The following is an 11,850-nucleotide window of genomic DNA, read 5'->3' as shown; positions in this document are numbered from 1 at the left end:
AGACGGCAGACTGAAGGGAACCGATCATCGGCGCGGCGCGTCGAACTCCATGACGGACCGGAACTCGACAGAGCAGGGGTGGCCGATGGCCGACAGTGAACGCGCGGCGCAGCTCGCGCGCAACGAGGCGCTTCGCGGCGAAGTCGACGATCTGCTGGAGGTTTTCGAGCAGCAGCGCAGGGAGCTGGCCGAGACGCAGGCCCGGCTGGCCGCGACCACTGTCACCGCGTGGTCCTCGGACAACCTGGTCCGGGTCACCAGCAACTCCGCGGGCGTGCCGGTCGAGGTCCACATCGAGCCGGACGCCTTCAAACGCTCGACGCCGCAGAAGCTCGGCGCGGCCATGACCGAGGCGACCCAGGCGGCCGCCCGCCTGGCCACCGAAGAGGCCCAGCGGGCTTTCGGCGCGTTCGAGCAAGTGGGCCACGCCATCCCGGATCTGCCCGATCTGGTGCCGGGCGCGCCGAGCATCAAGGACCTGGTGAATTCCCTGTTCCCCGAGCCTTCCTCGGTCGATGCCACGCCGCAGCCCGCGGAGCTGGACGAGGAAGCCGAGGACGAGTACTACCGTAACCGCGGCTATCTGGAGGGCCGATGAGTAGCTTGCAGGTCGATCCGGATGCGCTGCGCGCCTCCAAGCCCGGCTTCGCCGCGGCCGCCGAGAAGGTGCTCGAGGCGGTGAAGAACGTGCAGACCACGGTCGCCGCCGAGGGCGAATGCTGGGGCAGCGACGAGATCGGCCAGAACTTCGCCAAGGAGTACACGCCGGGCGCCGAGGACGGCATGAAGGGCATCGAGGGGCTCGGCAAGTCGATCGAGGCGCTCAGCGGCGGCGTCGACGCCATCGCCTCGGCATTCCAGCAGCAGGACGAACTCAACTCCAAGGCGATCGACAAGATCAAGAGTTCCATCGAGTAGCGCGCGCCGTCTTCGGCGCGTCGCGTATCACGTCATTAGCAAACCTTCAGTTAGACAACTGAAGGCGGTTTGACGTGCCCATATAACCCAGAGGCATAGCGGATTTGGGGGCGGCGGGAAACCTGCCGCGAACAAGACACACCAGTACCCCAGTTTTGGGGTCCAAAACTGCAATCGCCCAGTAATGTGACACACGGCGTTGCTGTTCTCTGGATCACATCAAGGCTCCGCGCGCGTTGAGGGGGAAGGTCTTTCGGCGAGCGGGGTGTTCATAGGGCATGAAAACCTAGATGAAGATAGGAACACCGTAAATGATTCTCCGCAAGATCATCACGGCCGCCGTTCCGCTCGTCGCCGCCGTCGCCGTCGGCACGGGCACTGTGCACGCACAACCGGCCGCCGCGCCCGTCCCCGACATCGGGTACGAGGCGAAGCTGATCGGCGACACGATCATCACCACGCTCACGGGCGGTTCCTTCGAGCTGACGGGCAACACCGTAGCCATCGAGGACTCGGCGGGGCGCGCGGTCGTCACCCTGCCGCTCTCGGTCCGCCAGGACGGCCTGGAATTCCCGCTGCCGCATGCGGTCCGGGACGGCGGCCGGGTGCTGGAACTGAAGGCGGTCAAGAACGTCGAGCAGGCGCGTCCGGTGCAGGCGACCCCCGTCGCGTCGCTGGCCGAGAACCAGCAGGCGATGAACTTGTTCGCCTCCCAGTTCGGCATCGCGACCGCCGTCGGCGGATTCATCGGCACCGCACTCGGCGCGCTGATCGGTCTGGCGGGCCTCATCACCGGTCCCGGCGTGATCGCCAGCGTCATCACGGGCGCGTCGATCGGCGGCATCATCGGCACCATCGTGGTGGGCGGTCCGACACTGGCGATCGCCGGTTTCGATCTGCTCAACACCTTGGCTGCGCCCGCGGGTACTACCAAGTGGGCGGATCAGTCTGTGCAACCCGTGAACTGAGCCACCCTTTCCGAAAGCGGCGCGCACCGGCAAACCCCTCGAGCCGGTGCGCGCCGCTTTGCGTCCAGCCGCATTTCCGGCGGCTTCCCTTCGCGCTCGGCCGCCGCCGCATTCGCGGAGGCACGGCGATGCTCGGGCGAGCACGCGGCTCAGCGAGCGTGGCACCCCGCCGCCACCGGCACGCCCGCGAAGCGGTCGCCGAGGTAGTTCATCGCACCGAACCACTCGACGATTGCGGTCGGATTGTGGCCGGGCAGCGTCGAATACGTGTAGGTGATGTCCGCGCCGAGGGCGCAGTAGCGCTCCACCAGCGCGGTGAAGCCCGCGAAGGGAATCACGTCGTCGGTGGTGCTGTGGTAGAGGTAGGCCGGTGCCTGCGGCGCGCTCGCGCCCAGCTCCTGCGCGTCCGTCGCCGCACGGAAGGCCGGGTGCGACAGCAGGTTCGGCTCGATCGAGAAATCGTCGACGCGCGCGTCGGTGTACTTCAGCACCAGATCCGATCCGCAGGCCGACCCGTCCTCGGCCAGCATCGTGCGCCCGCGTTCGTTGAGCAGATCGGCGACGCCGGAGCCCGGATGGTCACGGGCGATCGAGAGCACGATCAGCAGCGCCAGCCCGGCCTGTACACCGCCGTCCACGCCGCGGGCGATCGCGGGCCAGTCGGCGGGCACCCCGCCGGCGGCGATGCCCGCGAACCGGACGTCGGGGGCGTAGCCGGGTTGCAGCTGTGCGGCCCACAGCGTCGCGAACGCGCCGCCCGAATACCCGTACGCGCCCACCGGACTCGCGGGCCCGACGCCGCCCGGCGCGAAGGCGCGGGCGGCCCGGATGCCGTCGAGCACGCCGTGGCCGGAATTCACCCCGTCGATGAAGCGGGACCCCGGTCCCTGGTAGTCGCTGACCACCAGCGCCCAGCCGCGGCGCAGCGCGTCCGCCATGAACGGCGTGTCGATGAAGGTGGTGATGCCGCTCAGTTCCCATCCGCCGCGCAGCGCGTAGGAGGGCGCGCACTGGGTGCCGAGACTGTCCTCGGGCACCTGATAAGACAGCAGCGGCCGATCGCCGGGGCCCAACCACGGGAACTGCGGCACCAGCATGGTGGCCATGCCCGGTGTCGGCGTGCCGCCCGCGTCGTTGGTCCGGTACTGCACCTGCCAGGCCGAGACCGGCAGCGGCAGACCCAGCAGCGCGATCGGTCGCGAGCGAGTGATCGCGCCCGCGGGATAGTCGGCGAGGTCGGCCGGAGCCGCGTAGAACGGATCGACGTCCGGGCGCGGGATCGCCGCGCTCGGTGCGGCCATGCTCAGTGCCACCACCGCGGCCAGCAGTACCACCTGAACCGCGCGCAAACCCCGCAGAATCATGTCCTCGATCTTTGCCGACGATCGGGAAAGCACGCCGTGGGCGCGCCCGAGGAGCGCACCGAAAGCCCGTGGTGAACGTGAGCCTTTCGTACTCATCGCAGCTCCAAGATCCACCGAGGCGCGTCTGTCTCCACCTCGACACACTCGACGGTACTGCGGGGACGGCCGCCCGGCAACAAGGCGCATGCGCGTGGTTACAGTGGTGCGAAAGTGCCCTCAGCGCAACAGAATCGCCGCCCGGCGTGGGCATCGGCGACGATCGGTGATCGAGAAGGAGAGCTGACCATGCGGTACGGCAACGGACTGGACATCCCCGAAGGGCTCGCCGATGTGTGCGGTCCCGATCGGATGGCGGTGATCGTCTACGACATGCAGGTGGGGGTGCTGGCGCAGCTGCCGGACGGCCCGGAGATCATCCAGCGCGTGGTGCCCGTCGTGGAGGCGGCGCGGCGCAGCGGCTACCCGGTGATCTTCCTGCGGCATTTCTTCCTGCCGCACCGGCTCAGCGGCAAGTTCGCGCTGCGGATGGCGATGAGCTGGCAGGGGGTGGACTCCATCGACGAGCTGAAACCCATTCTGCAGCGCGACACCCCGGCCTTCGAGCTGGTGCCGGAGCTGCAACCGCGGCGCGACGAGATCGTCTTCGACAAGACCTCGATGTCGGCATTCGAGGGCACCCCGCTGACCAGTACGCTGCGGGATCTCGGCATCGGCGCGTACGCGATCATGGGCGTCGCGATGGAGATCGGCATCGCGCCGACCATCACCCACTCCACCGATCTCGGGTTCATCCCGGTGGTGATCAGCGACGCGTGCGGCGGCCGCGATCAGGACGCGATCGCGCGCGCCTACGCGGATTTCGAGTTCCAGGGGCATGCGATCGTGACGGATTCCGCGACCATCACGCCGCTGCTCGCGGGCGAGAAGGAGTGAGCTATGTCCCGTCGTCCGGTGCGCGCCGGACGACGGGACGACCGATCTGGCAAACTCTTGGCGAATCGTCGACGCGCCCCGGCGTCAGCCGGACTCGCCGACCCAGCCCGGGTGCCAGAGCCGTCCGGCCTCGGTCCAGTTCATGAAACGCACGGTGCCCGCGATCTTCGGCGTCACCCACACCGCTTCCTTGCGCTCCTCGGCGGTGAGCGGGTTGTCGAACGGGCTGGTCTTGCGTTCCAGCTTGCGTAGCTGTGCGGCCAGCTCCCGCATGCCGGAATCGCCGAAGCCGGTGCCGACGCGGCCCACGTAGATCAGCCTGTCCCGGTAGGGGATTCCGACGAGCAGCGACTTGAAATCGCGCGCATCGCTGCGCCGCCAGCCGCCGACCACCACCCGCTGGGTGCGCCAGTTGCGCTGCTTGACCCACGAATGTCCGCGCTTACCAGGCAGATACACCGAGTCCTTGCGCTTGGCGACGACGCCCTCCATGCCGTGCTCCTGGCTGTAGTGCAGCGCCACGGCGCCCGGACCGTCCAGCCGGGGCGGTACGTGCAGCGAGGGCGCGTTCGCGGCGAGCGCCTCCAGCACTCGCCTGCGGTCCGCATAGCGTTTGCGGACCAGCGACGTGCCGTCCAGATACAGCACGTCGAAGGCGACGAAGACCGCGCGGGCCGCGTCGGCTTGCAGCAGGCCGAGATGCGCGACGCCGTGATCGTCGAAGACGACCGCCTCGCCGTCGAGGACGACCCGGTGCCCGTCCAACTCCTTCGCGAGCACCTCCATTCCCGGGTAGCGAGAGGTCACCACGTTGCCCGCGCGGCTGCGCAAGGTCACCGCGCCGGAATCGATCTCGGCGATGAGGCGGAAACCGTCCCACTTCGTTTCGAAGCACCAGTCGGCGTCGTCCAGCTCGCCGACATCGCCGGAGGTCGCCAGCATCGGCGCGAGGCCGCGGGGAAACGGCGCGGCGCTGCTCGCCGGTGCGGATTGCTCGATCGATTCGGTTGCCGTGGTGTGCTTTTCGCCGGATCCACCGGACGCAGCGCGCTCTTCCCGGCTCGGTGCCGAATCCTGCTGCGCCGTATCGTCCTCCGACTCCGGCTGCTGTTCGCGCATGAGATGCATCAGCCACTGGTTGCCGTTGGTCCGGATGAACGCGTAACGGCCGGTGAGCCGCTCGCCGTGGAAGCGGACGATCACCTCGTCGTCGCGCCACTTCTCGGTCTCGTAGGTGCCGGTATCCCAGATGGTCATCTCCCCGGCCCCGTACTCCCCCTTCGGAATCTCGCCGTGGAAATGCAGGTACTCGAGCGGATGATCCTCGGTGTGCACCGCAAGCCGGTTCTGCTGCGACGAGGTCGGCGGCCCCTTCGGCACCGCCCACGACACCAGGACGCCGTCGCGTTCGAGTCGCACGTCCCAGTGCAGGCGGCGGGCGTGGTGTTCCTGCACCACGAACCGGCTTCCGTCACCGGCCACCGGCGGCGCGGACGGCACCGGTTCCGGGGTGCGCGCCGGGTCGCGCAGGGAGCGGTACTTGCTCAGCGCGTCAGCGCTGCCCGCGTCCGGCGGGTCCAGCTCGGCGAGCAGATCCCCGTCATCACGCCAGCGCGCGAGCACCTCGTCGAAACGCAAGTGCCGCAGCTTCTTCCGGTTCTCGATCTCGGACCAGCTGCGCGGCGCCGCGGCGTTGGGCTCGGCGCGGCCGCGCAGCGAATAGGGCGCGATGGTGGTCTTGGCGGGATTGTTCTGGCTCCAGTCCAGGAAAACCTTGCCGCGCCGCACGGATTTGGCCATGGTGGCGGTGACCAGGTCCGGGTGCAGCTTCTCCAGATTGGTGGCCACCTGCTTGGCCACCGTCGACGCGCCGCCGGGGCTCAGCGCCCGATCCAGCGGCACGTAGAGGTGAATGCCCTTGCTGCCGCTGGTGACCGGGAACGCGCGCAGTCCGATCCCCTCGACCATCTCCCGCACGGCGAGGGCGACCGTCGCGCATTCGGCGAGGCCTGCTCCTGGCCCCGGATCCAGGTCGAAGACCAGCCGGGTGGCCGGGCCCATCGTGTCGCCGTCGAAACGCCATTGCGGCACATGGACTTCCAGCGACGCCTGCTGCCCGATCCAGGCCAGACCCGCCTCGGAATCGATCAGCGGATACACCACCCGCCTGCCGGAGTGTTCGAGCGTGCGGCGCTCGATCCAGGACGGCGCGTGTTCGGCGAGATTCTTTTCGAAGAAGGAAGGGTGGTCGACCCCGTTGGGCCAGCGCTTCCTGGTCACCGGACGCCCGGCGATATGCGGCAGCATCGCCGGAGCGATGGCCGCGTAGTAGGCGATCACCTCGCCTTTGGTGGTCCCGGTCGCCGGATACAGCACCTTGCCGAGGTTGCTGAGTTCGACCTCGATGCTCGGTCGGCGCGGGCCACCACCGAATGCACGGCGGGACACCACGACTCGATACTACGGCCGGGAACCGACAGGTGAACGGTCCCCGGCCGCGCGATTCTCAGGCCTGCGGTCCCGGGCCCTGACCCGGCTGCTCCGGCGGAACCACCTTCTTGGCGGCCTCCTTGCCCTTCTCGATCTTGTCCGAGTACTTCCCGTGCGTCTTCTGGTCGATGAAGTCACCGGCCTTGTCGACCGCCTCGTTGATCTTGCCCGCGTTCTTGGACGCGGCTTCCTTGCCCTTGCCGACCAGGCCCTTCAGAGTGTCCGCCAGGCTCATCGCCGTCGTTCCTTTCCTGTTGCCAATCGGTGTCGGAGATACCGACAGGTCAACCTACATTTTCCCACCACGGATCGCGGGGAGGGAGAGCTTGTGGCACGAGACGCTGTCCCGGCATCGGCACCGCGACCGAGGTGCCCACCTCCTGCGCGGCGGCGACCATCCGGTGCACCGGCTCCGACCATCCGTGGAACGCCAGATTGAACGTCGCCCAGTGGATCGGCACGAGCAGGCCGTGGCCGGGATCGTCGACACACAGATCGGCGTGTGCGCGCACCGCCTCTTCCGGGTTCATGTGCACATCGGTCCAGCGCTCGTCGTAGGCGCCGATGGGCAGCAGCGTCAGGTCGAACGGCCCCAGCGCCGCACCCGCCTCGGCGAACGCCTTGGTGTAGCCGGTGTCGCCGCCGAAATACACCCGTCGAGTCGGGCCGACGAGGGACCAGGACGCCCACAGCGTGGTGTTGCGAACCAGGCCGCGTCCGGAGAAATGCCGCGCCTCGGTGCAGGTGAGCACCAGATCGGTGCCGTCCCGTTCCCGGCCGAGGGCCGCCAAGGAAATCGAACCGCCCCAATCCAATTCGACGATGCGATGCTCGGGAACACCCCAGTGCCGCAGGTGCGCGCCGATACCCATCGGCACCAGGAACGGCGTGGACTGCCCGACCACCAGCGCCCGGATGGTCTCCTTGTCCAGGTGGTCGTAGTGATCGTGGGAGATGATCACCGCGTCCACCTGCGGCAGCTCGGCGAGCGGGACGGGCACCGGATGCAGCCGCGCGGGACCGACCAGCGGCGAGGGCGAAACCCGGTCGCTCCATACGGGATCGGTGAGGATCCGATACCCGTCCACCTCGATCAGCGCCGACGCGTGGCCGTACCAGGTCACCGCGAGATCGGCGGCCTCGGCGGGCGGGTACGGCTTCTGCAGCGGAACCACCCCGCGCGGGCGCCCGGAGTTGCGCTTGGTGAACGCCGAGTACAGCAGGGAGGGCACCGAACCCACCTGAAGCTGGCTACTCGGCTCGCTGTTGTGGAATTGGCGGTTGCGATAACTCGCCGACCCGGTGGCGTAGGGCTGGATGGCCGACATCGACGCGCCGATCGCCGACGGTATGCCCCACCCGGCGCGGACCACCCAGGTGAGTCCGGCCGCGGCTGCCGCGAATCCGAGCATCTTCTTCGTCCCCATCATCGCCCCACGAACTTCGCCGCGCGCTTCTCTGCCCGCGCCACCCGGCCCTCATTGGCGTCGGCGCTGGTCCACGCGGCCTCGAGCGCCGCGCGCTGCTGTGCGGATTCCGGTTCGCGGGTGCCGTCGTCGTTGAGCACCAGTTTCATGTGACGCAGCGAAAGCGGCGCCAGTTTCGCGATCGACTTGGCCCACGCCTGCGCGTCGGCGAGGGTGCCGAGTTTGTTGGCGAAGCCGAAGGAGTAGCAGTCGGTGGCCGAAATCTGTTCGGCGCCAAGAAGGATGGTGCGTGCCGGGCCGCCGCCGATCAGCGAGACCAGCCGCCGCGCGGTCCACCGGTCCACGGTGATGCCGAGCTTGGCGGCCGGGACGGCGATGTAGGCATCCGGCGCGATCACCCGCAGATCCGAGGCGAGGGCCAATTGCACACCGGCGCCGAGCGCGCCGCCGTTGATGGCGGAGATCACCGGCACCGGAACCGACTCGATGGTGTGCAGCATGTCGAGCAGACCGGAGAGGAAGTCGTCGGAGTAGACGCCGGACAAATCGGCGCCTGCGCTGAAGATCGGTCCGCGCCCGGTCAGGACGATCACCCGCGCCCCGTCGGCGACAGCGGCTACGACGGCTTCGCGTAGCCGGATCACGAGCTCGTTGTTGAGCGCGTTGCGCCGCTCCTCGCGTTGTAATTCGATGGTGACGACGTCACCATCTCGGCTAACTCCGAGCATGCATCCTCCCCGACTGAACGTGTCGTTTGGTTACTTTCACTCTGCCATAGGCCGCGGCACGAGATCTCGAAGGCGATACGATCGGCGGCTGTGCCGACCGACTTCGACATCCTGGTGATCGGCGCTGGTCAGGCGGGGCTGTCGGCCGGCTACCACCTACGCCGCCTCGGGCTGCGCCCCGAAGTGGACTTTCTCATCGTCGACCACGCGCAGGCGCCGGGCGGGGCCTGGCAGTTCCGTTGGCCATCGCTGACGCTCAGCACCGTGAACCGGGTGCACGACCTGCCGGGGATGTCGTTCGCCGAAACCTTGCCGCCCGGCTCGGACACCGTGCCTGCGGCCACGGCCGTCCCGCACTACTACGAGCTGTACGAGAAGCGCTTCGATCTTCGGGTGCGCAGGCCGCTGTCGGTCGGCGTGGTGTGCGACCGCACCGGGGACGGCCTGCGCTGCGACGGGCTCGGCGCCGTCCTCAACGCCGAAACCGACACCGCGGGCACGATCCGGGTGCGCGGTCTGATCAACGGCACCGGAACCTGGGAAAAGCCGTTCATCCCGCACTACCGCGGTCAGGAGAGCTTCGCGGGGCGTCAGCTGCACACGCGCGACTATCGGACCGCCGAGGAGTTCGCCGGGAAACACGTGGTCATCGTCGGCGGCGGCATCTCCGCGGTGCAGTTGCTCGACGAGATCTCGAAAGTCACCGCGACCACCTGGGTCACGCGCACCGAACCCGTGTTCCGCGACGCGCAGTTCACCGACGAAGCGGGCCGGGCTGCCGTGGCGATGGTGGAGGACCGGGTGCGCAACGGCCTGCCGCCGGGCTCGGTGGTCTCGGTGACGGGCTTGCGCTGGGACGAGCGGCTGCGCGCCGCCGACGCCCGCGGTGCGCTGCGCAGGCGGCCGATGTTCGACCACATCGAGCCCGACGGTGTGCGCTGGGCGGACGGCACGTTCCAGCATGCCGACGTCATCCTGTGGGCCACCGGGTTCCGCAGCGCGCTCGACCATCTTGCTCCGCTGCGGCTGCGCGGGCCCGGCGGCGGCATCACCATGACCGGGCGGCTCGCGACGCAGGTCGCCGTCGATCCGCGCATCCACTTGATCGGCTATGGCCCGTCGGCGAGCACCATCGGCGCGAACCGCGCGGGCCGGGCCGCCGCCGTCGAGTTGACCGAGTACCTCGACGACCGCCGCTGAGCCGCCGGATCAGAGCCCGACGGTGAAGCTGTCCGGGTGCGGGCCGAGGCGTCCGCCGCGGTCGAGCGCGTCGATCGCGTCCAACTGCTCGGGCGTGAGCTCGAAGCCGAACACGTCGAAGTTGGCGGCCATGCGCGAGGGCGTGACCGACTTCGGGATGACGACATTGCCGAGCTGCAGGTGCCACCGGATGATCACCTGGGCGGGGGTGCGGCCGAGCTCGCCCGCGATCGCGGTGATGGTCCTGTCCTCGAGCAGCGTCCCCTGCCCGAGCGGGCTCCACGCCTCGGTGGCGATGGCGTTGGCGGCGTGGAATTCGCGCAGCTCGTGCTGGGCGAGACCGGGGTGCAGCTCGATCTGGTTGACGGCCGGGATCTCGCCGGTCTCCTCGATCACCCGCCGCAGGTTCGCCACGGTGAAATTGGACACGCCGATCGAGCGGACCCGGCCCTGACGCTTGAGCTCCTGGAAGGCGCGGAAGCTGTCGACGAACTTGCCTGCGATGGCCACCGGCCAGTGGATCAGGTAGAGATCCAGGTAGTCGAGACCCAGCTTGCGCATGCTCTCGTCGAAGCCGCGCAGCGTGGCGTCGTAGCCCTGGTCGGCGTTCCACAGCTTCGTGGTGACGTAGACCTCGTCGCGTGGCAGGCCGGAGGCGCGGATGGCCTGCCCGGTGCCCTCCTCGTTGCCGTAGATCGCGGCGGTGTCGATGCTGCGGTAACCGGCCTCTAGCGCGGCGGTGACGACGTCGGCCACATCCGCGGGCGGCACCTGGAACACGCCGAAACCGAGCTGCGGGATGACGTTGCCGTCGTTCAGCACGATCGACGGCACGGCGGAGGTCTCGCTTCGGAAGCTCACCCGTTCGACCGTAGAAGTGCGCGGGCGAACCGTCAACGACGCTTACGCGCGTGTTTACGTTCGAGACCAAAGGCCTGAACTGGGCATTTCGCCCTCGCTCGGGCCCCGGTTGTCGACCGCGGATCTCGGTGCGGGCCGATACCGAACGGGAGAGTCAGCGCGCGGGCTCGATTCGGCCCGCAGCCGGAAGCCCGAGTCTGCGGTAGCGCCGGCGCCGGGCGCGTTCGAGATCGTGCAGGGGCAGCGCGCGGAGCCGGGCCAGTTCCGCGCCGATGGCGGCGACCATGCGGAGGGCGAAGTCGACCGGCTCGTCGGCGGCGTCGGGGCGCTCGGGGACGATCCGGTCGACGATGCCGTCGGCGAGCAGAGCGGGTGCGCTGATGCGTTGCGCCGCGGCGAGTTCCGGTGCGTGGTCGGTGTCGCGGAAGACGATCGCGCTGGCGCCTTCCGGGGGCAGTGGCGCGAGCCAGCCATTGGTGGCGGCCAGGACGCGGTCGGCGGGCAGCAGCGCGAGCGCACCGCCGCCGGTGCCCTGGCCGAGCAGCACCGAGACGGTCGGTGTGTCCAAGGTCACCAGATCGGCGATGCAGCGGGCGATTTCGGGGGCCAGACCGCGCTCCTCGGCCTCCTTCGACAGTGCCGCGCCCACCGTGTCGATCACCAGCACCAGCGGCAACCGCAACTCCTCAGCCAACGCCATGCTGCGCCGCGCCTCGCGCAGCGCGGCGGGTCCCATGGTCTCGCCGAGCCGTCCGGCGCGGTCGTGGCCGAAGACCACGCAGGGCTGGCCGCGGAATCTGGCGAGGGCGTGCACCACGCTGCGATCGGTCTCGCCCTGGCCGGTGCCGCTGAGCGGAACCCGTTGCGTCACATGGCGCAGCAGGTCACGCAGGCCGGGGCGGTCGGGGCGGCGCGAGGCCAGCACGGAGCGCCAGGCAGCATCGCCTGCCGCCGCGGACTC

At 69.1% G+C, this 11,850-nt stretch carries 12 protein-coding genes; 5 read left to right on the top strand and 7 right to left on the bottom strand.

Annotated features, from left to right (window positions below; translation table 11 throughout):
* Positions 1 to 85: 85 nt before the first annotated feature.
* From NL1_RS01565 to NL1_RS01555, 3 genes are all read left to right on the top strand, one after another.
* Positions 86 to 598 carry a YbaB/EbfC family nucleoid-associated protein gene (locus NL1_RS01565; protein WP_067833313.1) on the top strand — a complete coding sequence of 171 codons (513 nt, stop codon included), beginning with the start codon at positions 86 to 88 and terminating at the stop codon, positions 596 to 598.
* Entirely contained in the window at positions 595 to 918 is a 324-nt protein-coding gene (locus NL1_RS01560; RefSeq protein ID WP_156094596.1) for a hypothetical protein, read from the top strand. The genes NL1_RS01565 and NL1_RS01560 overlap by 4 nt, the downstream gene beginning before the upstream one ends.
* 311 nt (positions 919 to 1,229) lie before the next feature.
* Positions 1,230 to 1,886 carry a DUF8020 domain-containing protein gene (locus NL1_RS01555; RefSeq protein WP_067833307.1) on the top strand — a complete coding sequence of 219 codons (657 nt, stop codon included), beginning with the start codon at positions 1,230 to 1,232 and terminating at the stop codon, positions 1,884 to 1,886.
* 149 nt (positions 1,887 to 2,035) lie between these two features.
* Here the strand turns inward: NL1_RS01555 and NL1_RS01550 are convergent, their stop codons facing one another.
* Positions 2,036 to 3,250, bottom strand: coding sequence for a lipase family protein (locus tag NL1_RS01550; protein WP_067833305.1), 1,215 nt, complete (start codon positions 3,248 to 3,250; stop codon positions 2,036 to 2,038).
* A 285-nt stretch (positions 3,251 to 3,535) separates the two neighbouring features.
* Here NL1_RS01550 and NL1_RS01545 point away from each other — a divergent pair, with 285 nt between their 5' ends.
* Positions 3,536 to 4,183, top strand: a complete 648-nt coding sequence (locus NL1_RS01545; protein ID WP_067833302.1) for a cysteine hydrolase family protein — start codon at positions 3,536 to 3,538, stop codon at positions 4,181 to 4,183.
* Positions 4,184 to 4,267: 84 nt separating this feature from the next.
* Here NL1_RS01545 and NL1_RS01540 read toward each other — a convergent pair whose 3' ends face one another.
* Genes NL1_RS01540 through NL1_RS01525 form a run of 4 tightly spaced genes read right to left on the bottom strand, consistent with a single transcriptional unit; the run spans position 4,268 to position 8,828 of the window.
* Positions 4,268 to 6,634: an ATP-dependent DNA ligase gene (locus tag NL1_RS01540; RefSeq protein ID WP_067833299.1), complete on the bottom strand. Its 2,367-nt coding sequence runs from the start codon at positions 6,632 to 6,634 to the stop codon at positions 4,268 to 4,270.
* 55 nt (positions 6,635 to 6,689) lie between these two features.
* The gene (locus NL1_RS01535; protein ID WP_067833297.1) at positions 6,690 to 6,908 is read right to left on the bottom strand and encodes an antitoxin; all 219 of its coding nucleotides are present in this window, start codon (positions 6,906 to 6,908) and stop codon (positions 6,690 to 6,692) included.
* A gap of 49 nt (positions 6,909 to 6,957) precedes the next feature.
* Positions 6,958 to 8,100: an MBL fold metallo-hydrolase gene (locus NL1_RS01530; RefSeq protein WP_067833294.1), complete on the bottom strand. Its 1,143-nt coding sequence runs from the start codon at positions 8,098 to 8,100 to the stop codon at positions 6,958 to 6,960.
* Entirely contained in the window at positions 8,100 to 8,828 is a 729-nt protein-coding gene (locus tag NL1_RS01525; protein WP_067833293.1) for an enoyl-CoA hydratase, read from the bottom strand. The genes NL1_RS01530 and NL1_RS01525 overlap by 1 nt, the downstream gene beginning before the upstream one ends.
* Positions 8,829 to 8,918: 90 nt before the next feature.
* Here NL1_RS01525 and NL1_RS01520 point away from each other — a divergent pair, with 90 nt between their 5' ends.
* Positions 8,919 to 10,028 (top strand): NAD(P)-binding domain-containing protein, encoded by a 1,110-nt coding sequence (locus NL1_RS01520; protein ID WP_067833290.1) that lies wholly within the window; start codon positions 8,919 to 8,921, stop codon positions 10,026 to 10,028.
* Between the two features lie 9 nt (positions 10,029 to 10,037).
* Here NL1_RS01520 and NL1_RS01515 read toward each other — a convergent pair whose 3' ends face one another.
* Together NL1_RS01515 and NL1_RS01510 are read right to left on the bottom strand one after the other, a co-directional pair.
* Complete coding sequence (locus NL1_RS01515; protein ID WP_067833287.1) at positions 10,038 to 10,889, bottom strand: aldo/keto reductase; 852 nt, start codon at positions 10,887 to 10,889, stop codon at positions 10,038 to 10,040.
* A 154-nt stretch (positions 10,890 to 11,043) separates the two neighbouring features.
* On the bottom strand, positions 11,044 to 11,850 hold an 807-nt coding region (locus tag NL1_RS01510), incomplete at its 5' end, for a carboxyl transferase domain-containing protein (protein WP_281180758.1).

Origin of the sequence: Nocardia lijiangensis NBRC 108240, assembly GCF_001613045.1 — a bacterium.
Classification (GTDB): domain Bacteria; phylum Actinomycetota; class Actinomycetes; order Mycobacteriales; family Mycobacteriaceae; genus Nocardia; species Nocardia lijiangensis.
The sequence above is the reverse complement of the archived record's forward strand: the minus strand, read 5'-3'. Positions and strand labels throughout refer to the sequence as shown.

Excerpts from the sequence above, each read along its gene's own strand:
- NL1_RS01535 (WP_067833297.1), bottom strand. The coding sequence starts at position 6,908 with ATGAGCCTGGCGGACACTCTGAAGGGCCTGGTCGGCAAGGGCAAGGAA.
- NL1_RS01525 (WP_067833293.1), bottom strand. The coding sequence starts at position 8,828 with ATGCTCGGAGTTAGCCGAGATGGTGACGTCGTCACCATCGAATTACAA.
- NL1_RS01565 (WP_067833313.1), top strand. The coding sequence starts at position 86 with ATGGCCGACAGTGAACGCGCGGCGCAGCTCGCGCGCAACGAGGCGCTT.
- NL1_RS01530 (WP_067833294.1), bottom strand. The coding sequence starts at position 8,100 with ATGGGGACGAAGAAGATGCTCGGATTCGCGGCAGCCGCGGCCGGACTC.
- NL1_RS01545 (WP_067833302.1), top strand. The coding sequence starts at position 3,536 with ATGCGGTACGGCAACGGACTGGACATCCCCGAAGGGCTCGCCGATGTG.
- NL1_RS01560 (WP_156094596.1), top strand. The coding sequence starts at position 595 with ATGAGTAGCTTGCAGGTCGATCCGGATGCGCTGCGCGCCTCCAAGCCC.
- NL1_RS01555 (WP_067833307.1), top strand. The coding sequence starts at position 1,230 with ATGATTCTCCGCAAGATCATCACGGCCGCCGTTCCGCTCGTCGCCGCC.
- NL1_RS01550 (WP_067833305.1), bottom strand. The coding sequence starts at position 3,250 with ATGATTCTGCGGGGTTTGCGCGCGGTTCAGGTGGTACTGCTGGCCGCG.